This is a genomic window from Kitasatospora nipponensis, from assembly GCF_039528135.1.
GTDB classification, from domain to species: Bacteria; Actinomycetota; Actinomycetes; order Streptomycetales; family Streptomycetaceae; genus Kitasatospora; species Kitasatospora nipponensis.
In genome coordinates this window covers 23,629-46,558 of record NZ_BAAALF010000051.1, presented here as the reverse complement: position 1 = coordinate 46,558, position 22,930 = coordinate 23,629, and the positions used below count along the sequence as shown (strand labels likewise).

The 22,930-nt window shown below is 70.5% G+C and carries 17 protein-coding genes and 1 pseudogene; 11 read left to right on the top strand and 7 right to left on the bottom strand.

Annotated features, from left to right (window positions below):
* Positions 1-115: 115 nt before the first annotated feature.
* The gene (locus ABD323_RS16895; RefSeq protein WP_344442432.1) at positions 116-616 is read right to left on the bottom strand and encodes an IPT/TIG domain-containing protein; all 501 of its coding nucleotides are present in this window, start codon (positions 614-616) and stop codon (positions 116-118) included.
* Between the two features lie 687 nt (positions 617-1,303).
* Here ABD323_RS16895 and ABD323_RS16890 point away from each other — a divergent pair.
* The 4 genes from ABD323_RS16890 (at position 1,304) to ABD323_RS16875 (ending at position 10,563) form a co-directional block, all read left to right on the top strand.
* Complete coding sequence (locus tag ABD323_RS16890; RefSeq protein WP_344442431.1) at positions 1,304-1,639, top strand: DUF5988 family protein; 336 nt, start codon at positions 1,304-1,306, stop codon at positions 1,637-1,639.
* A gap of 334 nt (positions 1,640-1,973) precedes the next feature.
* On the top strand, positions 1,974-3,248 hold the full coding sequence (locus ABD323_RS16885) for a beta-ketoacyl synthase N-terminal-like domain-containing protein (RefSeq protein WP_344442430.1): 1,275 nt from the start codon (positions 1,974-1,976) through the stop codon (positions 3,246-3,248).
* 165 nt (positions 3,249-3,413) lie between these two features.
* A complete protein-coding gene (locus tag ABD323_RS16880; protein WP_344442429.1) occupies positions 3,414-9,929 on the top strand; it encodes an SDR family NAD(P)-dependent oxidoreductase in 6,516 nt (2,171 codons plus the stop codon).
* 103 nt (positions 9,930-10,032) lie between these two features.
* On the top strand, positions 10,033-10,563 hold the full coding sequence (locus ABD323_RS16875) for an ATP-binding protein (protein ID WP_344442428.1): 531 nt from the start codon (positions 10,033-10,035) through the stop codon (positions 10,561-10,563).
* Between the two features lie 185 nt (positions 10,564-10,748).
* Here ABD323_RS16875 and ABD323_RS16870 read toward each other — a convergent pair whose 3' ends face one another.
* Both ABD323_RS16870 and ABD323_RS16865 read right to left on the bottom strand, forming a co-directional pair.
* Positions 10,749-11,486 (bottom strand): DUF2637 domain-containing protein, encoded by a 738-nt coding sequence (locus ABD323_RS16870; RefSeq protein ID WP_344442427.1) that lies wholly within the window; start codon positions 11,484-11,486, stop codon positions 10,749-10,751.
* A 67-nt stretch (positions 11,487-11,553) separates the two neighbouring features.
* Positions 11,554-11,703, bottom strand: a complete 150-nt coding sequence (locus tag ABD323_RS16865) for a hypothetical protein (RefSeq protein WP_344442426.1) — start codon at positions 11,701-11,703, stop codon at positions 11,554-11,556.
* 440 nt (positions 11,704-12,143) lie between these two features.
* Between ABD323_RS16865 and ABD323_RS16860 the strand changes: the two genes are divergently transcribed.
* From ABD323_RS16860 to ABD323_RS16845, 4 genes are all read left to right on the top strand, one after another.
* Complete coding sequence (locus tag ABD323_RS16860; RefSeq protein WP_344442425.1) at positions 12,144-13,517, top strand: Mu transposase domain-containing protein; 1,374 nt, start codon at positions 12,144-12,146, stop codon at positions 13,515-13,517.
* Between the two features lie 249 nt (positions 13,518-13,766).
* Positions 13,767-14,957, top strand: a complete 1,191-nt coding sequence (locus ABD323_RS16855) for a hypothetical protein (protein WP_344442423.1) — start codon at positions 13,767-13,769, stop codon at positions 14,955-14,957.
* 77 nt (positions 14,958-15,034) lie between these two features.
* Positions 15,035-16,489, top strand: coding sequence for a replicative DNA helicase (dnaB, locus tag ABD323_RS16850; RefSeq protein WP_344442422.1), 1,455 nt, complete (start codon positions 15,035-15,037; stop codon positions 16,487-16,489).
* 595 nt (positions 16,490-17,084) lie between these two features.
* Positions 17,085-17,528, top strand: a complete 444-nt coding sequence (locus ABD323_RS16845) for a hypothetical protein (protein WP_344442420.1) — start codon at positions 17,085-17,087, stop codon at positions 17,526-17,528.
* A gap of 73 nt (positions 17,529-17,601) precedes the next feature.
* Here ABD323_RS16845 and ABD323_RS16840 read toward each other — a convergent pair whose 3' ends face one another.
* The 3 genes from ABD323_RS16840 to ABD323_RS16830 form a co-directional block, all read right to left on the bottom strand.
* The gene (locus ABD323_RS16840) at positions 17,602-18,174 is read right to left on the bottom strand and encodes a Rossmann-fold NAD(P)-binding domain-containing protein (protein WP_344442419.1); all 573 of its coding nucleotides are present in this window, start codon (positions 18,172-18,174) and stop codon (positions 17,602-17,604) included.
* A gap of 590 nt (positions 18,175-18,764) precedes the next feature.
* Entirely contained in the window at positions 18,765-19,820 is a 1,056-nt protein-coding gene (locus ABD323_RS16835) for a hypothetical protein (RefSeq protein WP_344442418.1), read from the bottom strand.
* A gap of 30 nt (positions 19,821-19,850) precedes the next feature.
* Positions 19,851-20,360, bottom strand: a complete 510-nt coding sequence (locus ABD323_RS16830; protein WP_344442417.1) for a hypothetical protein — start codon at positions 20,358-20,360, stop codon at positions 19,851-19,853.
* Between the two features lie 560 nt (positions 20,361-20,920).
* Here ABD323_RS16830 and ABD323_RS16825 point away from each other — a divergent pair.
* Together ABD323_RS16825 and ABD323_RS16820 are read left to right on the top strand one after the other, a co-directional pair.
* The gene (locus ABD323_RS16825; protein WP_344442416.1) at positions 20,921-21,340 is read left to right on the top strand and encodes a hypothetical protein; all 420 of its coding nucleotides are present in this window, start codon (positions 20,921-20,923) and stop codon (positions 21,338-21,340) included.
* Positions 21,341-21,714: 374 nt separating this feature from the next.
* Positions 21,715-21,809: pseudogene (locus ABD323_RS16820) on the top strand (nuclear transport factor 2 family protein); the annotation flags it as partial.
* A 136-nt stretch (positions 21,810-21,945) separates the two neighbouring features.
* Here the strand turns inward: ABD323_RS16820 and ABD323_RS16815 are convergent.
* Positions 21,946-22,194, bottom strand: a complete 249-nt coding sequence (locus ABD323_RS16815; protein WP_344442435.1) for a hypothetical protein — start codon at positions 22,192-22,194, stop codon at positions 21,946-21,948.
* A 397-nt stretch (positions 22,195-22,591) separates the two neighbouring features.
* On the opposite strand from ABD323_RS16815, the gene ABD323_RS16810 reads away from it, so the two are divergent.
* Positions 22,592-22,873: a hypothetical protein gene (locus ABD323_RS16810; protein ID WP_344442415.1), complete on the top strand. Its 282-nt coding sequence runs from the start codon at positions 22,592-22,594 to the stop codon at positions 22,871-22,873.
* Positions 22,874-22,930: the final 57 nt, after the last annotated feature.

The following is a 22,930-nucleotide window of genomic DNA, read 5'->3' as shown; positions in this document are numbered from 1 at the left end:
CGCCGTGGCGCTGTCGGAGCTCTTTGCGTTCCGGGGACCCCGGGTGCCGCCGTCCGTCACGGATCGGCGATCACCGGACGGGAGCGGTCCGCGGGGTCCGCGGATCGGGAGCGTCCTACACGTAGGTGTAGGACGCTCCGTTGCTGACACCGGCGGTCGTGACCACCGTGACCTGGACCGTGCCGCTTCCGGGCGGCGAGGTGGCCAGGATGGCGCCGTCGCTCAGAACCGTGAAGGTGCTGGCCGGGGTGGCGCCGAACATCACCGCGGTGGCCCCGGACAGCCCGGAACCGGCGATGAGGACCGGGATGCCGCCCAGGGCCAGGCCGATCGGCGGCACCAGGGCGAGGATGGTGGGCGGGGCCGCCTCCACGTAGGTGTAGGTGGCGGCGTTGCTGGTGCCCGACGGGGTGACCACCGTGACCTGAACCGAGCCGGTGCCCGGCGGGACAGTGGCGGTGATGGCGCCGTCGAACATGACGTTGAAGGTGGCGGCCGGCGTGGTGCCGAACATCACCGCGGTGGCCCCGGACAGGCCGGTGCCGACGAGGATCGCGGGGTTTCCTCCCGTCGTCGGTCCCTGCGGAGGCACGAGCGTGAGCAGAATCGGTGCCATTGCGTTCCTCTTTCCGGTTTCCCGAGCGCGGCGGGCCGCATGATAGGCCCACCGGAAGCGCTTTCATTCGAAGCTAGGTCCGGTTTTCGGGGACAGCAATGGGCTTTCCATATCTGACATGCCGTCAGATGCTGGCAGGCACATATGGGTGTTCGCATGCGCCGGAGTGCGCCGGTGACTACCGGAGGAGATGGCTCTGAGTCGCCACATGAGTACCGTCCGGCGGAGCGCGGCGTGACCCCTTTCAGGCCCTGCGGATAATGGCCGACTAAGGCCCGGTAAACATTGATCAAGCCTTGAGTTCCAGCCCTCCGTGGGACTGGCAAAGATCTTTTTGCTTCGCCATGAAAATGATCAGAGTCGACGCCTCGGCCTCAATAGCTGGCATGCTCGACATGCATTGGTGGGCGTTTTGGCGGGCATCTGAAAAAGTATCCATAATCCACCTACTACAGTCGCCCCATGCATTCTGACCTGCTGATTTGCTAGCGCTGGAGCCTGGGGAAGGGCGAGCGCGCCGAAGTTGTCGCATTCATGAAACCAGCTGCGGATTCCGCCTCGCGCATTGTAGGATCATCCCCGGCCGCGTGTGGTCGACCACCGCTCGATCGCCCCGGGTCGTGCCGCGATGTTGTTGGCGCCACACTGTCTGATGCAGTCATGCTTGGGCGCGCCCCAATCTGCTCCTTGCACTACCTTTCCGAGCTGTTCCGCGCTCTTCACGAGCCTCGGTCCTGGGCTACGGTAATTCCTGGTGATGTCGTTTTCCGGGCAGTGGTGTTCGGATTTCTCGCCTGGGATGAGGTGAGTGCAGTGCGTCGTTTGGTAGTCGTTCTCCTGAGGGGAGGGCCGGATGATCTCCCGCGGGTCCAGGAGGTTCCGGCCGATGAGGTCGACGGCCGGCTGAGCATTCTTCGCGGCAATGGGTACGAGCACTTCGAATTCACCGAGGAATACGATGACTTCGACGGCGAGCCGGCCCCCGTCTACCGCTGGTCCTATCGAACCGCCATCGCGGAGTAGGCCACTGGGGCGTGCGTGAGCGGCCGACAGCCCACCACGACCGCTCGCAGGCCCTCAACGAACACGCCGCGGCCCGGCCCGGCCCGCCTCCGGTCCGGCCCGTCCCGCGTCGACCAGTCCGGGACCCCGCCCGGGGCCCGCGCCAGCCGGGCCCGCACGGCCGGCTCGGCCCCACCTCCTATCTGACACAGAGATGAGCACCGATGAGTGAGTTCGCAGTGATCGCGGTGGCGATCCAGCTTTCCCGGCACGCTTTCGGAGGTGTGCTGTGAGAAGGCACGCTGCCACGACGGGCAGCAGGGGCACGGGCCCGCGCGACACCATGGTCACCGGCATGGGGTTCTGCCTCCCGGGCGACAGCGAGCCGGTGTTCACGGCAGACCAGGTGTGGGACGTGGCCTCCCACGGACGGTCCTGCCTCACCCACAACGGCATCTACTACGGCTCGGTGAACCTGTCCTGGGACGCGTTCGACAGCCGCCTGCCCGACCTTCCGGGGATCTTCTCGCGGCACTACACCGACGCGCACCGCTTCGGCCTGGTGTCACTGGTCGAGGCCTGCGCCGACGCCGAACTGGACATCCGCGCCGGCGACCTGGGCGACGCGGCGGTCCTGGCCGGCCGCGGGGGCATCGACGCCAACATCCCCAGCTACCTCGCCGTCCTGCAGGCCGACGCCAAGGCGACCAGTCCCCAACAGGCGATGGAACTGTTCGTCAGAGCCCAGCAGGCGCTGACGCCTTCGGACGTCGCACTGGTCCAAGGGGGAGTCACCCGTACGACCGGCCCCTGCTTCACCGTCTCCTGCGGCTGCGCATCCTCCGCCGTGCAGATCGGCAACGCCCGCCGCATGATCGCCGACGGCGACATAGACATCGCCGTCGTCACCGGCGTCGACGTCTTCGGCGTCGACGTGATCCACAACGTCCAGCGGCTGCTCCACGGCGCCCAACGCACCTACGACGAGATCCGGGTCGACGGCATGCCCGAGCTCCTCCCGTCGTTCGACCGGATCATGCGGCCCTACGACCGGCGGGCCGACTGCGTGAACCACGGCGAGGGCTCGGTGACCCTCGTCCTGGAGAGCCGCGATCACGCAGACCGACGCGGAGCCCACACCTACGGCCAGGTCCTGGCCCACGGCATGACCCGTGACGGCCTCTCGAACCCCCTGGCCAGCGACGAGAGCGGCGCCTCCCTGGTGGCCGCCATCCGTACCTGCCTCGGCGACCGCTGGTCCATCGACCAAGTGCCCTACATCCACGGCGGCAGCGACGGCGACGTGGTGGTGACCGCCTTCGAGTCGAACGCCGCCCGACAGCTCTACGGCACCGACGTGGCGGACCTGCTGATGACGTCGCAGGAAGCCTGCTTCGGTCACAACGGCGCCCCCGCGGGAGCCCTCGGCGTCGCACTGACGCTGCTGATGATGGAGCGCTCGAAGGTCTGCCCCACCGCGAACTGCGAGGAGCCGGCGGCGAACCTCAGCTTCAACCCCCTGCCCGGCACCGTCGCCCAGCCCCTGAACTTCGACTACGCGCTGAGTTGCAACTACCAGATCGGCGGCGTCAAGAGCGCCCTCCTCCTCGGCACCCCGGACGCCGCCTAGCCACAACGACCGGCGGGAGCGGGCCGCCGCCGCAAGCCGGCCCACCGCTGCGAGCCTCGCCCGGCTCCCGGCTCCCGGCTCCCGTCTCCCGCGCCCGGCCCTCACCCCCGACCGCCCATCCCCAGCCGACGCTCAGCCCGCTCAGCCGACCAGGAGGACCCGTCAGTGAGCCACCAAGACGATCACGCCGGTTCGCACATCGCCGTCGTCGGCATGGGATGCAGGCTCCCCGGCGACATCGACTCGCCCGCCGCGCTCTGGCGCCTGCTCGTGGAGGGACGCGACGCGGTCGGCCACCCGCTGCCCAGCCGCACCCTGGCGCAGTCACCCGAGCACCCGCACCCGACCACGCTCCGTCAAGGCGGCTACCTGCGGGACGTCGCCGGCTTCGACGCCGACTTCTTCGGCGTCTCCGGCAAGGAGGCGGAGGTCCTCGACCCCCAGCACCGACTGCTGCTGGAGGTGGCCTGGGAAGCACTGGAGCACGCCGGCATCGCACCCGACCAACTCGGTGGAACCCCCACCGGCCTGTTCGCGGGCCTGAGCTACACCGACTACATGGAGTCCCTCGCCGGCGCGCCCCGCGAGCTCGAGGGATCGATCCTCACCAACGGCCACTGCGTCGCCGCCGGCCGCATCTCCTACCTGCTGGGACTGCAGGGACCCTGCGTCGCACTGGACACCGCCTGCTCCTCCTCCCTGGTCGCACTCCACCTTGCCTGTCAGTCCCTGCGCGACGAGGAGTGCGACCTCGCCCTGGCCGGCGGCGTCACCCTCATGCTCGGCGCCAGGACCACCCAGTCCTTCGCCCGCATGGGGATGCTCTCGCCCACCGGCCGCTGCCACACCTTCGACACCGCCGCCGACGGCTTCGTCCGCGGCGAGGGCAGCGGCGTCGTCGTCCTCAAACGCCTGCGCGACGCGCTGCGCGAGGGCGACCGCGTCCTGGCCGTGGTCCGCGGCTCGGCAGTCAACCAGGACGGCCGCAGCGACGGCCTGGCCGCCCCCTCCGCCTGCGCCCAGCGGGCCCTGTTCCGCCAGGCCCTGGCCCATGCCGGAACCGACCCCCGCGAAGTCGGCATGATCGAGACCCACGGCACGGGCACACCGGTGGGCGACCCGATCGAGTTCTCCAGCGTCGCCGCCGTCTACGGCGTGGGCCAGGGCCGCTGCGCGCTCGGATCGGTCAAGACCAACCTGGGACACCTGGAACCCGCCGCCGGAGTCGTGGGCCTCATTAAGGCCGTGCTCTGCCTGCAGCACGCACTGGTCCCGCCCAACCTTCACTTCACCCGCTGGAACCCGGCCATCGACGCCGAGGGCACCCGCTTGTTTGTGCCCACCTCCCTGTCACCCTGGCCCACCCAGACCGCCTCCCGACTGGCCGCGGTCTCCTCCTTCGGCTTCTCCGGGACCAACGCCCACGTCATCCTGCAGCAGGCACCCACCCCGCTGGCCCTCCCGGCACCCGCCGGCCCGGTGCGGTCGACCGGCTTCACCGGCGTCCCCACCCACCCCGCCCTCGCAGGCGACCGGGTACCCATCCCCGCACAACGCACCACCGCGGCCCCCCACACCGCCGGCCCCGAGGTCATCCTGGTGCCGGCCGGCTCCCCGGACGTGCTCCCCACAGCCGCCCGCCGACTTGCCCACTGGCTCACCACCGACGGCGCCGACATCCCCCTACGCGACATCGCCCACACGCTCGCCCTGCGCCGCTCACTGGGCCGCGGGCGACTGGGCGTGGTGGCCACCTCGCACAACGAGCTGATCCGTGCCCTGCACGCCTTCGAAGCCGGCCACGCCCACCCGGGCGTCGTGCGCGGCGCCGTGGGCGCCGGCATCAGCCGACACCCGGTGTGGGTCTTCTCCGGCCAGGGCTCCCAGTGGCAGGGCATGGGCCAGACCCTCCTCCAGCAGGACCCCGCCTTCGCCGAAGCCCTCGCCGAAGCAGACACGCTCATCGCAGCCGAAGCCGGCTTCTCCGTCCTCGACGCAGTACGCGCCGCAGACCGGCTGGAGGGCTGCGGCCGTGTCCAGCCGGCCCTGTTCGCCGTACAGGTCGCGCTGGCCGCCACCTGGCGCGCCCACGGAGTGGAACCGGCCGCCGTCATCGGCCACTCCATGGGCGAAGTCGCCGCCGCCGTCACCGCCGGAGCCCTGAGCCTGGCCGACGGCGTGCGGGTCATCTGCCGGCGCTCCGCCCTGCTCACCCGCATCGCCGGCGCCGGCACCATGGCGAGCGTCGCCCTGGACAGCGACGCGATCGAGAACGAACTGACCGCGCTGGGCGCCACCAACTCGGTCTCCGTCGCGGTCATCGCCGCCCCCGGGTCCACCGTCGTGGCCGGCACCACCGCCGCCGTGCGGCAGCTGATCGCCACCTGGCAGTCCCGCGGCATCTCCGCCCACGCGATCGCCGTCGACGTCGCCTCCCACTGCCCCCAGGTCGACCCGCTGCTCGCCGACCTCAGCACCGCCCTCGCCGACCTGGCCCCGCGCGAGCCCGCCATACCCTTCTACTCCACCGTCTTGGACAACCCCCGCGAGACCCCGCTCTTCGACGCCGCCTACTGGTGCGCCAACCTGCGCCGCCCGGTCCGCTTCGCCGCCGCCGTGGCCGCCGCCGCCACCGACCGCCACCAGATCTACATCGAGATCTCGCCCCAACCCGTGGTCACCCAGCCCATCGCACAGAACCTCTCCGGGCTGCTCCACCACCCCGTCATCCTGCCGACCCTACGCCGCCGCGAAGACGAACTGGCCACCTTCCGGACCCAGCTCGCCGCCCTGCACTGCGCCGGCGTCACCATCGACTGGGCCCACCTGTACGCCGACGGCAGCCTCGCCGACGTCCCACCGCTCACCTTCGACCGCCGCCCCTACTGGGCCGACACCACCCAACACCCCACCAACCCGCGCACATCCCACCACGCGGACGCCACCCTGCCGGGCCGGCACACCCTGGTCCCGGGCCCCCAACTGCGCCACCACTGGCAGGCCGACGCCGGAACCGACGCCATCGACTGGATGACGGACCACCGCGTCCACGGCGCCGCCGTGCTGCCCGGCGCCGCCTCCTGCGCGCTGGCGCTCACCGCGGCCTGCGAAGTCTTCGGCACCACACCGTACGAAGTTGAAGCAACCGACATCCACTTCCTCGAACTGATGCACCTGGCCGAGCACACCCCCCTGAGCACCACCGTCACCCAACAAGGAGCCGACCGCGCCGACTGCGACGTCTACGGCCCGGGCAAGGACGGCACCTGGGTACGCCAGGCCCGCGCCGTGCTGCGACGCACCACCACACCCCCACCGGCACTGCCGGTCTCCATGACCGAGCTGGCCGCGCAGCACCCCGTCGCCCTGGACCCCGACGCGCTCTACGAGAGCCTGCGCGCCCGCGGCCTCCAGCACGGGCCAGCCTTCACCGGCATCACCGAACTGCACGCCTCGACGGGAAACGACAGCTTCTGGGCGCGCGTCACCATCCCCGCCACCGCCCGAACCACCCCCCACACCCTGCGAATCCACCCGGTCCTCCTCGACCTGTGCGCACAACTCGTCGTGGCCGTCCTGATCCAGGACCCCGGTCACGGCCTGGTCCTGCCCGTCCACGTGAAGACCCTGCGGATCCTCGGCGACCCCGAGACCGCCGTGTACGCCCACGCCCGACTCACCCCCGCCGACGCCGACGCCATCGTCGGCGATGTCCGGCTGCTGGACGCGAGCGGCAACCCCGTCCTCGACATCGAGTCCCTGCGCTTCCTGCGCCACCGCGCACAGGGCCGCGACGGCGACGTCGACCGCTGGTTCCTCGAACCCCACTGGCAGCCCGCGCCGCGCGACCCGGCAGCCCGCACCACCACGGGGGACTGGCTCGTCATCGGCGAGTCCGACGGCTCGGCCACCGCACTGGCCCAAGCCCTGCGCGCCCAGGGAGCCACCGCCAACACCCTGGACGCCGACGTGGGCGCCGACCGCCTCGACCGCCTGCGCACCTCCCTCACCCACGACTGGAACACCCCGTTCAAACCGCCGCAAGCCGTCGTCCTGCTGTGCGCACCCCCCACCGGGCAGCGCGACCCCGGCACGCAAGCCCTGCGCCGGGTGCGTCGCCTACTCGCCATCGCCCAAGCCGCCGCCGCCCAACCCGAGCCCCCACGCCTGTACGCCGTCACACGCTGCGCCCAGAACCTGGAAGCGGGCCAGCCCGCCGACCTGGGACAGAGCGCACTGCGCGGTCTGGTCCGCGTGCTGACCCAGGAACACCCCGCCCTGCGCGCCACCCTCATCGACACCGGCGCCACCGACCTGGACCTGGTCGCCGCCGCCCGCGAACTGCTCGGCGCCACCACCGAGGACGAGGTGCTCCTGCGCGACGGAGAGCGCCACGTCGCCCACCTGGCCTACACCCCACTCTCCGAGGGCGAACGAACAGCAGCCACCACCCGCACCGTCCGCTACGGCGCCGACCGATTCCAGCTGCGGTGCGCCCGGCTCGGCGACCTCGACGCCCTGGGCCCCGTCCTGACGCCCAGACAGGCTCCCGGGCCGGGCGAGGTCGAAGTGCGCGTCCAGGCGGCGGGCGTGAACTTCCGCGACGTACTCACCTCCATGGGCCTCCTGGCCACCGACGAGAACGCCGGCTACCGCATCGGCTTCGAGGCCGCCGGCCTCGTCACCAAGGTCGGACCCGGCGTCGAGACCGTGCGCGCCGGCGACACGGTACTCGTCGTCGACCTGCGCGGCGGCGCCTTCTCCACCTTCGTCACCGTCCCCGCCACCGCCGTGGCACCCGTCCCCGAAGGGATGGACCCCGAGGCGGCCGCAGGCCTGCCCACCGCGTTCCTCACCGCCTGGTACGCCCTGCGCCACATCGGCGCCCTGAAGGTGGGGGAGCGGGTCCTCATCCACAGCGCCACCGGCGGCACCGGCCTGGCCGCGGTCGCCGTCGCGACCCTGCTGGGCGCCGAGGTACTCGCCACCGCGGGCAGCCCCGACAAGCGCCGCCACCTGCGCGACCTGGGCATCCAGCACGTGATGGACTCCCGCTCCCTGGACTTCGCCGAGCAGACCCGCGCCGCCACCGACGGCCAAGGCGTCGACGTCGTCCTCAACTCACTGTCCGGCCCCGCCATCCGGGCGGGCCTGGAGACCCTGCGGCCCTTCGGCCGATTCGTCGAGCTGGGCGTACGCGACATCCTCGCCGACACCCCACTCGGGCTGGCACCGCTGCGCCACAACATCACCATCAGCGCGGTCGACCTCATCGAGCTCCAGAACACCCGCCCCGACACCTTCGCCACGGTGATGCGCGAGGTCCTCGCCGAGTTCGACCAGGCAACCCTCACCCCCCTGCCCCACCGGACCTACCCCATGGACCGAGCCGCCGACGCGCTGCGCCTGATGGCCGGCGCCGGCCACATCGGCAAGCTGATCCTGACGGTGCCCCAGGAAGGCGACACCACCGCCACGCTCCGCCAGGCGCCGTCCGCGGTCCACAGGGACGGTGCCTACCTCATCACCGGTGGGCTGCGCGGCCTCGGCCTGGCAACCGCGTGCTGGCTGGCCGGCCAGGGCGCTCGCCACCTCGTCCTCAACGGACGCACGACCCCCTCCCCGGCCGCCGAGCAGACCCTCGCGCAACTGCGCGAGCACGGCACCCAGATCACCGTCCTGCTCGGCGACATCGCCGAACAGGGAACCGCCGAGCGCCTCGTGACCGCCGCCACCGCCGATGGCCGGCCGCTGCGCGGCATCGTCCACGCGGCCATGGTCCTCGACGACGCCGCGGTCACCAACATCACCGACGACCAACTCGAACGGGTCTGGCGCCCCAAGGCCACCGGCGCGTGGCGCCTCCACGAGGCCACCAGCGCCCTGGACCTCGACTGGTTCGTCCTGTACTCCTCCATGGCCTCCCTACTCGGCAACCCCGGCCAGGGCGCCTACGCCGCCGCCAACGCCTGGCTCGACGCGCTGGCCACCTGGCGCAGCGCCCAGGGCCTGCGCACGCTGGCCGTCAACTGGGGCCCGTGGGGTGAGGTGGGCGTCGCCCAGGACTTCGCCGCCCGCGGCTACCAGACCATCCCCACCGCGCAGGGCCTGCAGGCCCTCGCCACCCTGTTGACCCACCAGCGGGTGCGCACCGGCGTCATCCCCGGCGAGCCGGACACCTGGATCCCCGCGGCCGGCCGCCACTCCTCGCTGTTCGCCAACCTCACCCACGGCAGGCGGGCGCCGGGAGGGCAGCAGGCCGATGCCCGCGACATCCAGGCCGAACTGCGCTCGGTCGAACCCGGACTGGCCCGACGCACCGCGCTGGAGGACTACCTGGCCGAGCACATCCGAACGGTGCTGCGGCTCGGCAGCGCCATGCTGGACCCCCAGACCCCGCTGAAGGCACTCGGCTTCGACTCGCTGCTGAGGATCGAACTGCGCACCCGCCTGGAGTCGGCCCTGCACACCAGGCTCTCCGCCGACTTCGTCTGGCAGCACCCGACCCTGACCGCGCTGGCCACCGGCCTGGCCGAGCACTTGGGCCTGAGCCTGACCGGCGACGACGGCCCGCCCTCGACCCCTGCAGCGGCACCCGTAGCGGCCCAAGGGGCGGACGCCGTCACCGGCCGCGGCCGGGCCGCCGACCACGACAGTCCACCGACCACGACGAACCCGTAAGGCGCAGAACATCAACACCTTTCAGGCTCTCACCGTCCGCTCCGCCCGTCCGGACACTCAGGTCGACCCGCCGACGCCTCCCGCGCAGATCCAGGTGACGCCGATGACCCCCTCAGAGCGGCCCCGCGCCGCGGAGCACAGCGACGAGACGCACCGCACCCTGGTGTTCCCACCTCGGCCGGAGTGCGTGCGCCAGGTCCGGCGCATGGTCACGGCGGCGCTCAGGGACTGGCGGCTGGAGCACCTGCGCGACGACGCCGAGCTCCTGGCCAGCGAATTAGCGACCAACGCCATCCAGCACGCCCGGGACGAGTGGCCGATCAGGCTCGCGGTCGTCCGCCACGAGACGTCGCTGTCGCTGGCGGCCCGGGGCCACTCGCTGGGGGCGCCGCGCACCGGCGCGGCGACCAGCGATCAGGAGAACGGGCGCGGGCTGCTGCTGATCGCCCACATCGCCGGCTCCTGGCACTGCGAGGTGCACCCGGACGGCAGCAAGACCGTCTCCTGCCACCTGGTCCTGCCGACCTCGGACCGCGAGGAGGCCGCGGTGCCCCAGCAACGCCAGCACCCGGCCGCCTCCACCAGCGCCCACGAGGACCCCCGTCCACACGCAGTCGCCCCGCCACGGACCTAGCGCTACCCCACGGAAGCTCGTGGATGGGTGTGGGTGGCTGGCGCTTCAGCTGGTGGGCGCAGGCTGTCACATGGCGACCTTTGACGCGCTCTCGGCGTTGCACCTTGGCGCAGCCGCCCCAACGCCGGTGCGGCTGCGCCGTTGTCGCATGGGCGCGCCCCGCCAGCGGCGGTGCGCGCGGGTCCTCACCTGGAGCGCCGGTTAACCGTGAAGCCGCGCCCGGGTCGGTGCTCGCCGCGTCGACCTTGATCGAGCTGACGCACGAGCTGGTGCAGGGAGATCAGGCCCGCGAGCGGCGGCAGGCCGGCGACCAGCATGTTGAGCGGGGCGTGGGCGGAGGTGGCGATGCACAAGCCAGCCGCGCCGATGGAGAAGACGATCATCACGATCCAGGAGTGCCGCAGCTGACGCCCGTCGAGCGCCGCACGGACAGCTGAGAGGCAACTGATGAACCACGGACCGTAGATGACGAGCGGCCACAGGACCGACAGCCCGCGTGGCACCTGGGAGCGCGCGAGGTCGTGCAGCGGGTTGTAGGACAGGACCCAGCCCAGCAGGCAGACCGCGGCGACCATGACCGCACTCAGCCCGCCGACCGCGCAGGCCACGATCTGGTCCCACGGGCGGGGCGTCTGGTCGGGACGCCGTCGGTGACGGCGGATCACCGGGGCCTCGGCATGGGCGGGCGCCGGCTCGTCCTCGAAGGGCCCGGTTCGCTCGACGAAGACGTCCTCGAAGACATCCGCCTGCGTCCACGGCCCCATCGCCCCCACAGCCGCGTTGGTGGGCCAGGGCCCCACCGGAGTGGGGCCCGCCTCGTACCAGGTGGGCTCCTCGCCCACCATGACCTGGGGAGGGCGCTCCTGCCGGGCGTAGACGGTGGCGCCGTAGGTGGGAAAGAAGTCGCCTATCGGGTCGTACATGGCAAGCTCCGCATGCTGGTCAGCCCGCGGCACGCGGGTATGGATGTCCAGGCCTGTGCCCGCGAGTTCATGCCCTGGCCGGCATCGGGTCGACGCCGCATCCCGTGGCGAAGTCCCGCTCGAGCTGACGGATCGTCCGCAGGAGGTCGGCCAGCAGATGCGAGCAGTGCGCCAGGACCACCCGCTCGCCGTTGCAGGCCAGGTAGCCGGTCCGCACGTCGCCTGCCGCGTTCAGCCTGTCAGGGACGAACAGCCACCTTCCGAAGCTGCAGATCGGCTCTCGTTCACAGGGCACCGGGTCCCCTGAGGGCACTGAACTCATGCCCCATAAACGAGGGGTCCAACGTCGGGCATGTGCGGCATCCGGGCGTCGTTCGATATTCAATTTCTGTGTGCTCCAGCGGTTCCCCGTACAGCCTCTCGGGCCGCGATCCACCCTCCGCACGAGAATGGCTGCTCTGGTCCCTCGACCTCGACGGATCCAGCATCAAGGATGCTCTCTCAAATTACCCAGTGCGTATGGGTCGAGAGCAAACCTTTCTTCAGAGTGATCTCCTCAGCTTCATGCTACGTTTCCCCATTGTGCTGGGGGGCCCTCACGAATTCGAGGCCTTTCATACGGATGAAGCGCGGCGGTTAGGGGTTTGGATGCTCAGCATGGAGGAATACGAAGAGGCGTGTGCCCTGCGCAGCCAGGGGTGGTCCGTTTCGGCGATCGGCCGGCACCTGGGCCGTGACCGCAAAACGGTGCGGTCCTACCTCAGCGGGCAGCGGATCGCGGGTACCAGGGCGCCCGCCCACAACGAGTACCTGCGGTACGCGTCCTACTGCCAGCAGCGACTCAACGACGATCCGCACCTGCAGGCCACGGTGCTGCACGCCGAGATCGTCAGGCTGGGGTACAGCGGGGGCTACTCGACGTTCACCCGTGCCGTGCGCGGGCACCTGATCCGCCCGCGCTGCCAGCTCTGCCAGGACGACTTCGGATACAGCGCGGTCGGCGGCCACCCGGCCACCGAGGACGTGAGGTTCGACTGGCTCGAACTGCCGGCGGCGCCGGCCCACTGGCACTGCGGCGGCCGCGCCCACGTGCTGCTGGCCTCACTCACCCGGTCGGGCCGCTGGCGCGGCACGCTGACCGAGAGCCGCGAGCTGCCGCAGTTCGTCGAGGCGATGGACCAGGCCATGCGCTGTCTGGGCGGCACCGGCCGCCGCTGGGTGTTCGACCGTCTGCCGCCCGTGTGCTCCGCGCGATCCGGCCGCCTGACCGCCGCCTTCACCGACGTGGCGCGGTACTACGGCACCACGATTGCCATCCGCGCGAAGGATGAACTGAACGACCTGGACGAGGCCCACCGCTCCCTCACCCAACACTGGTGGCGCACCGTCCCCGACAGCATCGACGCGCAGGCCGCGCAGGCCAGTCTCGACCAGTTCGCCCAGCGAGCGGAGGAGCGCACCCTTCAAGGCCACGCCCCCCGGCTCCTGCTGACCCTGCCCCCGCGGCCCTTTCCCGCCCGGATCTGCACCCGGCGCACCGTCACCTCCCAGGGGCTGGTCAACTTCCGCGGCAACCACTACGCCGTTCCCGCGGACCTCGCCGGAGCCGTGGTCGAGGTCCGTCAGCGACTCGACGAACTGCACCTGTCGATCACCACCACCGGCGGTGCGGTCATCGCCCGCCACCACCTGGCCCCGCGCGGGGCCGACCTGACGGTGGCCGGACCGTGCCTGATCGCCACCGTGGAACGCAAGGCCCGCCCGATCCGCCCCGCCCGCCGACGCTGCCCCGCGGGCGCGAGCCCGCGCCCCTACTCCCGAGAGGCACTGGCCGAGGCCGCGGCCCTGTGCGGGCAGGACGCACGGCAGGGTGTGACGGCGCTCGTCACGACGGCACCCGAGCCCGCCACCCACCACCACGCCAACGGCGCCACCGGCCCCTGCCCCGCACCCGCCACCAGGGACACAGGCGGCTGCGACAAGCGCGCGAGGCACCTGACGGCACGCCACAGGCGGCGTGAGACGTCGTGACCTCGCGGGGATCCGCGGCGAGCGAACCTCGCGTTCACCGCGGATCCCCGCAGCGCACCCTCACCGATAGGAGAACCCCGTCTACTCAGAGCCGCACGTCCATCGAGGCGCCCGCGACACTCGACGCCACCGGCCGGACACCCCGTCAGGTACGGCGGAACCGCCCAGCGCCCCACGGGACGCACCGCGCCCGCGGCCCGTTCGCCTCGGGCCGGCCCCGACCCGCACCGCCGCGAGGGCGGTGACCGCGTGAAGGGCATGTCCGACGCGGAGTTCAGCCAGTCCACCGTCCAACGAGCGTGGGAGACGCCGGAAGAGGTGGTCATCCCCTTCGCGCTCGCGCACTCGCCGGGACTCCAGCCGGAGGACTACGGCGTACTGATCCGGCTGCTGCTGCGAGATCCCGACCAGCCGTCGGGGATCCTCGTCCTCGCCGAGGAGTTCAGGCGCAGCGGCTGGAAGATGGGCGCCAGCCGGCTGCGTGGCGTACTGGGGCGCCTCAAGCAGGCCGGCCACGTGAGCCACGAGCGGGACGGCTACGACGAGAGCACCGATCGCCCCGCCTGGGTCTTCCGGGTCTACCGCAACCCTGCCAACAATCCGGCGTACGTCGCCCTCGGGGTGGAGGCTGCGGCGCAGGTCAGGCCGTCAGGTCGGATTCCGACACATGGGGGCCGCGAGGCCGGCTCCGACGCGTCGGATTCCGACATCTGTGCAGGCCAGGCCGATGGTGCGCTTTCCGACGCGTCGCAGGCCGACGGTGCGGTCTACGACACGTCGGATTCCGACATCTGTGCAGCTCAGACCGATGGTGCGCTTTCCAACACGACCCTCCTCCACCCCCCACACCCCCCAGGAGGAGGAGGAACTACCTCCCCCTACCGCAGTCATCTCGCACGAGGCCAGGCGTGCGTGCCACCGCAGCTCCGGCGCGGAGACGACCTGGCACCGGCGTGGTCACCGCCAGTCGACCGCGCGCTGGATCCAGAGCGGATCCAGGCGGCGACGGACTTCCTGCGACGCCTGCCCGGAAGGTGGGCCTTCGGAAAGCTCGACGCGGCGAAGTTCGCCGCCGAGCTCCTGACCAGCGCTCAGGACTCCGGCTGGCAGCTCGACCTGTCGCTCCGCTCATGGCTGATCCGCAACGAGGAGGGCAAGAGCGCCCCGCGCGCCCACCGCGCGCTCCTCCAACACCGGGTACGCAACCTGGAACTGCGCGAGGCCGTCTTCGCCGACGGGGACGCCGACACCGGCGTCGACCAGCCCGCACCAGCCCGGCCCCCCGGCCCGGACCGCCTACCGGACTGGTGCGGCCTGTGCAACAACGGTGAGGAACCGCTGAGCCTGATGATGCGCACGGTGGTGACCGCAGACCTGGACAGCGACCTCGTCGAGCCGTGCCCGCGATGCCACCCCAGGCGGGCGCGCACCGCACGCTGACGCGCGCCTGCGAGCCGTCGCACATCCTCCGTGACGTACCGCGTTACCGGCATGACCCCCGACTAGGAGCTCTGATCATGACTATCCCGCAGCAGCAGCAAAGGGACATCACCGACAGCGACCTGGCTGACCCCGGGGTACCCGAAAACCCGTACGAGGACGCCGGCCGCACCGAGCCGGGCCGGCCCGAGACGCATGCCGAACTGGGCGGCCTGGAACGGGTGCCGCCGCACGACCTGGTCGCCGAGATGGCCACGCTCGGCGCGATGATGCTCTCCCGGGACGTCATCAGCGACGTCGTCGAGGTCCTCAACCCCGGGGACTACTACCGCCCGGCGCACACCACCATCCACCGCGCGATCCTGGACCTCCAGGCGAAGGGCGAGCCGGCCGACCCGATCACCGTGGCCGCCGAGCTGGCCCGATGCGGCGACCTTCCCCGGGTCGGAGGCGCCGGGTACCTGCACCGCTGCGTTGACAACGCGATGTCGTCGGGCAGCGCCGGCTACTACGCCGCGATCGTCTCCGAGCGGGCGATCTTCCGGCGCCTGGGCGAGACCGGTGTGCGCATCGCCGGCATGGGGTTCGCCGGCGAGGGAGACGCCGCCAACGCGGTCGACGCCGCCCAGAGCCAGCTCTTCAACGTCGTCGGTCGCCGCGCTCTGGACGAGATCCGCCCGCTGAGCGCCACAGCGAAGCCGCTGGCCGACCGTATCCAGGCCCGTAAGGACGCCAAGGGCGGGCTCCAGGGCATCTCCACCGGCTTCGCGGACGTGGACTTCCTGACGAAGGGCCTGCGCGGCGGCCAGTTCGTCATCATCGCCGCCCGCCCGGCGGTGGGAAAGTCGACGCTCGCCGTCGACTTCACCCGAGCCTGCTCGATCAGCAACAACATCCCCTCGGTGCTGTTCTCCCTGGAGATGAGCCGCGAGGAGATCGAGGAGCGGATCATGTCCGCGCACGCCCGCATCCCCCACCACCACCTCAAGTCCGGCGAGATGACCGCTGAGGACTGGTCCCGCTTCGCGCGCCACTACCCCGCCTACGAGAACGCCCCGCTGTTCATCGACGACAGCGAGCACCTGAGCGTCGTCGACATCGCCGCGAAGGCGAGGTGCATGAAGCGGCAGCACGACATCGGCCTGATCGTCATCGACTACATCCAGCTCATGAAGTCCGTGGGCCACACCCCCGAGTCCCGCCAGCAGGAGGTCTCCGGCATCTCCCGCGACCTGAAGCTACTGGCCAAGCAACTGGACGTCCCCGTCGTGGGCCTGTCCCAGCTCAACCGCGGCCCCGAGCAGCGCACCGACAAGAAGCCGGTGATCTCGGACCTGCGGGAGAGCGGCTCGCTGGAGCAGGACGCAGACATCGTCATCCTGCTCCACCGCGAGGACATCTACGACAAGAACTCCCCGCGCGCCGGGGAGGCCGACCTCATCGTCGCCAAGCACCGCAACGGACCGACGGCGACGATCACCGTGGCCTTCCAGGGCCACTACAGCCGCTTCGCCGACATGGCCGGGGACTGACCCGCGTTGATGTGAGATCTCGAGGTCCGTGGCGCAACCTCGCGGATCCTCGCGGGTGTGCGGCGGATCGCGGGAATTCGCAGGTTGAGGGTGGCACGTTGGTCCGGCCAGGTCGTGGAATCACCACCGGCGTGAGCCCGAAGGCGCCCGCCACGCCCCAAGACGCCCTCTAGTGGCCCAGGTCAGGCCGTCTTCCTCGCGCCGGCCGGGGGAGCAGCCCACAGACAGTATCGATTAGCCCATATGGGGGTAACTCATAGCATTTGGCATATGTGGTCGGCATATTCCTCGATGCTTGTTCTACGGACGAGACGTGCTGCGGGACCTGGGCCTTGACGGAGTCGGTATCCGACGGTCCGTCCGCGGCGTCTCGACCCGTCCTGTAGTTCCCAGCGGAGAACGGAGTCACATGTCACTGCCCATCACCGGACCCCGCCGCCCCATGACACCCGAGCAGGCAGCCGCCATGCCCCCCGGACTGTGGCTGGCCGGAGCTCTCGGCCCCCGGCGACGCGACGGAGCCGTCGTCCGATGGGGCACCGACCCGGACCACCTCGTCACTGTGCCTGCCGGCGTCCGATGGGACGTCATCGCCATGCCGCACGGCACGGGCACCCGCGTGCTGGAGGAGCTCCTGGGCGCCGCGCAATCCGAGGAGGTCGGACCGGTCCTCGCCGACACCCGCTACGGCTGCTCGTACTGGCTGATCCCCCTGGGGTCCTTCCCGACCTGCAGAGCCATGGCCCCGCAGGTGCAGCTGTTCCTGCCAGGCCAGGGCCTCCAAGTGCCCGACCCCGACCCCGATCCCGACGCCCCCGGAGCCGAGGGGGAGGTCGTGCCGTCGGTCACCTGGGTGCACTGGCCCACGACCACCGGCACCCTGACCCATCCCAGGCGACTCGCGGGCCTGCTCGCGAGCGTGCGCCGCACTCGCAAGCCGTCCCGGTGCCTGGCCGCCACCATGCGCCGGCCTGGGGCATGCTCGCGACGGCCCCCGCATGCACGCACCCGCCCGCCATGGGGCCAGAACACCGGCTGAGCGGCGAGCCGCCGGCCCACCACCCGCTCCCGGCCACCCGAGCCGGTTCGGCCGGCAGCAGCACTGCGCATGCTCACCCGGTGGAGGGCGTGAACCGACGGGCAGTGCGGTGTTGCTGAGCGTGGTCTGGGGTGGCCGCGCCCGACTCCCCGCCGGTGCAGCGAGAGCTGCCGCCGGCCACGTCCCCGCGCGTCACCTCCGGACAGGTCCTCTGCCTGCGGGGGCGCGGAGCGGGAAGGCCGGCGCGGGGCCGCCCACCGACCGCGCACTCGGTGGCGATCTGGTAGATCGGGCCGGAGAGCAGCTGGGCGCTGCCGTTGCGCACCACGTACCCGATGAACTGGATTCCCCCGGCGAGCCCGGCTGGCTGCCCCGGCGGCCGGGTGACCGGCCGATCCCCGGAGCTCGGGCCCCCGGCGAGTCCCGAGCAGTCGAAGAACGCGAAAATGTCAGGATGATCTCTGAAGATGCGGTCGACCACTAGGGCGTCGGTGACCTTGCCCTTGTAGTACGGATAGTCCGACGTGGGATCCAACCAACGCTCGTCGATGGTGTCCAGAATTACCGGATCCAGCCCGTGGCTCCCGCAGATCGACGCGATCATGCTGCCAATAACTCCACCACCGCCGGCGATGAGGACCTTCACTCGACACCTCTCACGCATCATTCGATGCACATGTGCACGATTGGACATGCCGAGTGATGGGCGCTGGGCTCCGACGGCATCTCGCGCCACCATACTCGGTGCATAAGGTCTTAGAATTTTCATGATTGATCGTCAAGCCACTTAGCGGATAGTCCGGTGGCTGAATCTTCGTTGGCCGATGCGTCGACGCCGAACATCCTGCGCGGATTTCCCTCGGCCACGACTCTGCAGGCTGCATAGGGTTTTCAGCATCCGTGCCGTACCCGGTCCCGTCCCGCTCACGAGAGGGGCTGGCACCGCCAGGGCCGAAGCGCACGCTCCCGCCGGCCGCCCTTCCACGGCCCTGGCCGGGCCCGGGGCCGTCAGCCAGGCAGCTGGAACGCGCCCCCACCGTCTCCCCACGCCCGGCCGTGCGCCCGGCCACACCGGCCTCACGCCGGCTCCGAGCGCACCGCCCGCCACCGCACCCCTGTCCTGTGGACGCCGTCACCACCGCGGTCGCCGTGCGCCGACTGCCGGCGGTTCTGCGGTGCCACCGCCACCGCCCACACAAGCCCGGGAGAGGGCCGGAACCCTGATAGTCCCCGTCGTCAGCACCGCCAACCTGACCGTCGAGCGGATCGACGCCTTGCCCGCCTGACGCGGGCGACGCCGATGGCCGTGAGGACCGCGGTGAGCAGAGCGGTGAGGGCGATCAGCGCGAGGGTGAGGTGCGGGAGGCGGGTGGAGGTCGGGGCGAGCTGTGCCGCGACGGGCGGGCCGACACCTGAGCGCGGGAAGGTGATCTCCGCATGGTACGTCTCGTCGAGGAGTCCACTCTTGAGCTCGAAGGTGGCCTCCCACGGCCCGTCCTCCACAGGGTCGGTCACCACTGCCTTCACCGGTTCGGACTGGCCTGGTGCCAGGCTGGTGCCCAGTTCCACGGTGTAGGGGCCCGCGTTGAGCTGTCCCCTGACCTGGGCCAGCTTCAGCGTGCCGGTCAGGTCGAGGGCTCGGCCGCCGGTGTTGTGGACCTGGGCCTGGACGATCGCTCGTCCTGTGGCGTCGCGCTGGGCGGTCATGGTGTCGATGCTGAACTTCGGTGCCGGGGGGTTGTCGCCGTTCACCGATAGGTACACGCGGATGCCGGTGCGGTTCACCAGGGTGACGCCGCTCTTGTGCTCGTCGCCGACCTGTGCCCAGATGACGCCATACCTCTCGCCAGGGGGCGCGTCCTTCGGGATGGCGAAGGTCACCGTGTCACGGACACTGGCGCCGGAGGGGATGTCGATGCCCTCCTTCTCCATGGTGGTCCAGGAGGTCAGCTCGCTTACCGTCCTTCCCGCAGCGCCCACGAAGGCACCGTGCGAGATGTCGGCCGCGTCCGGGTACACGTTGACGTGCAGGAGGGAGGCGGTCTTGTTGGTCACCTCGATGCGTCGGTGCACGGTCGTGCCCGGCGCCAGGTTGTCGATGACGTACTGCCGGGCTCGTGGGTCATCCGCCAGGTCGGCGGGGATGTCGACCAGCCGGACGCCGACACTGCCGACTTGGTCCGTGAGCGCCCCTTGGGGCAGCCCGCCGGCACCGACCGCTGGGCGGCCGGCGCCGGCGGCCAGTGCGAACACGCCCGCCGTGAGCATCGATACGGGAATGAGCCTGCGCACGGTGAAAATCCCCCTACTGATCGGTCCTGATCAGGAGACCGAGTGGGTGACCGTCGAACTGTAGGTCCCGGCAAGGGCGTTGGCGGGCAGCGTGACGGAGATGGTGGGGTTCCAGGTGGCGCTGTTGATGCCGGACACACCGGTGGCGACCTGGACGGGACCTGGCGGGTAGAGCGGAGCCAGGTCGGACTTGGTGACGGTGGCGGTACCCGTGACCGAGGCGTTGGGGCTGCTGTAGCTACTGGAGCCGGGGGCGGACACCGAGATGTTCTGCGGCCCGGTGAAGTCGACCGCGTTGGCGCTCACGGTCCAGCCCGCGGTACCACCGCGCCCATCGGTCACCGAGATCGTTCCAAGCTGGCTGCTGACGGTCTGTGGGCTGCCGCTCACGTTGACCAGGCCCAGGTTCACCGAGCTCGTCGGCACGGTGATGTCGAGCGTGCCGGCTGCGATCTGGACGGTCACCGGGGTCGAGCCGCTGCCGGAGGCGAACGCCGGAACCGGGCCGGCCAGCAGAGCCACCACAACACCAGCGGCCACGGAGGACGCTATGTACCGACGAGTACGCATGCTTTTACCTCACTGAGATGCCAGGGGAATGACCGGAAGCGATGTACTCCCGATCCGTTCGAACAGTTCCCCGGGTTTCTGGGAATTATCGCCACATTGTTCGGAATCACCCGATTGTCTCGAACTTGCCTGTGACCTGTGGCGATGTCTGTCGCCATTGCCTCAAGTTGTTATTTCAACGGACTGGGGATCTCCTGAGCATTCATGTCATGAGCTGTGCTGGAATGGGACTGGATCCTGGTGCCATGCTGGCGATTTTGTTAGCCCTGTCGGGCGTCGTGGCTGTCAATGTCAATGTTTGGTAATTTCAACCGAGTGGGGAATTCCCTGAGCATCGAGCCAGCTCCGGCGCCCGATGACCAGGCCAAGCGTGAGGGCGTGCGGCGCTTTCCGTACGTGCAGTCAGCTTCTGGTGCGCTCGAACGGGGGGTTTGCCGCCGGGGGTCCGCAGTCAGGCGGTCTGTACCCGTACGGTCCTTGGTGGCCGGGCTGGTTGAAGCCGGAAGCGTTGGCTTGGGGAAGGAATTCGCATGGTCGCAAGCAAGAGGATCCGCATGGTCGGCTGGGCCGGGGCTGTGCTCAGCCTCCTCGTGGGAGGCGTCTGCACGGATGCCGCGGGGGCGGCCACCGGCACCGGGACCAAGGTCACCGCCCCCTACGCGCAGGCTGCCGCCGTGGTCAACTCCGACGGCAGCATCAACCGGTCCAAGGGGATCGCGGGCGTCACCAAGCCCGCCGTCGGCCGCTACTGCGTCGAGCTGGAGGACAAGTCGCTGGACGTGACCCGGCTCGTCCCCGTCGCCACCTTGCAGTACACGGCCTTCGAGTACAACATCCGGATCTCGATGTGGCCGGACCCCGTGTGCGGGACCCGCACCGACACCTTCCTCGTCATCACCGGGAAGCCGGGCGTGTGGGAGGACCAGGCGTTCTCCATCGTCATCCCGTAAGCCCGCCGCGGCTGGCAGACCGTCAAAGCGACGTCTTACACACGCTGCGGCGGTCCGCCGTTCTCAGGAGCCGATGCGCCGATTCTGAGGCGGGAAGCGGTCCCAGGCGGGCCGGCTGGTGCAGCACGCTGACCGCGTGGTCCAGCGGGCCGCGGCATCCGACGCCGACCCCGAGCAGGTTCGCGCTGTCGGGTGCTGCCCGCAGGGCCTCGCGCATCGCGGTCGCGACCAGTGGACCCCGCTCCCGCGATGCCGTAGAACTGCGACGGCAGGACCCCCTGGAGCGCTCTTTGGCGTAGGCACCCTCGTGCTACCAAGAGGCCTTGCTTTCATGCACGGCAGCCGCCGCACTCACCCGATCGAGACTCCCGTTCGAGTTCGCCCCCGACGGCCGCTTCCGCCGCATCGAGGAGACCACCCTCCTGCTCGAAGGTTCCGAGGCCGACCGAACCTCGGCAGCGCCCGCTGACCCCCACGCGCCGCTCCGTTCGCCTCCGGCCGCAGCTCGAATGGGACTGCGGCCCTCCTACCGGCCCCTTGCCCCGTCGTTATGGTCGCTTGTGCTCGCCCCCGTGCTCTTCGCTCAGGGCCAGGGGCAGCAGCGGCTACGCCTCGCCCTTGTGGACGGTGAGCCAGAGTGTGAACTGCGGCCCGCCTTGGCTGCTGACCGCGCTCACCTGCCAGACGGGGAAGCGCTCGGCGAACTGGCGGGCGATGTCGAGGGCCTTCGCGGGGGTGTCGGCAACGATGCGGAGCCGATCGTGATCGATCGCACTCGCGTCGGCGGCGCCGGGGCGGGCCAGGTCCGTAGCGCGCTGCTGCAGCTCGGCCTTCAGTTCTTCCTGCGACGGCACCAGTCCACTCCCTACTTCAACGGGTTGACCGGTACAGCGTGCAGCGCGCGGCTGCCCCCTCGCTGCGGTTTCCTCGAACTGGCGGTGTCTTGCGGCGCGATCAGGCCAGGGACGCGCGTGCCGGTGCAGCGCCCACCCGCGGTCGGGGTGAGCGTGACTTCGCGCTCGCCGTTGATGAGGGTAACGGTGGTCGCACCGCGGCCGATGGCATGGTGCCGCGCCTGGTTGCCGAGGCCTCGGACAGGTCCGCGCGTAGCCCCGGCGCGAGATTCCGTTGTCCTAAAGGCTGTCCCGTATGTCGACAGCTGAGGTCTCGCGGCATACTGGCGCTGGTTGTTGACCTTGTTCGGCTGTGGGGGCGTTCGTGTTTGAGCTGCGTTGTGAGGCGGTCCGGTGGGTGGACGATGAGCCGTGGCCCGGAGTGGTCGAGGTTCAGTTCACGGATGCGACGGGACGGTGCTGGTCACTGGTCGACAAGGCTCCGATCTTCGCGGCGATGGGCGAGCTCGGCCCGGACTCGGCCTATCCGGTGGAGGTCACGGTCGCCTGCGTGGTCGCCGAAGGCCACGGCTTGCCGGAGACCGACGAGGTCGTCACCGTCTCCACCTCGCCGCACGGCGTCACGACGCCAGACGGACGAGAGGAGTTCGCGGTGAGGCGGGACCAGCTCATCCGCTGAGGGCGAGGTGCTATCAGTTACGGGACAGCCGTTAGGCCACCCGTTTGCTGAGGTGAT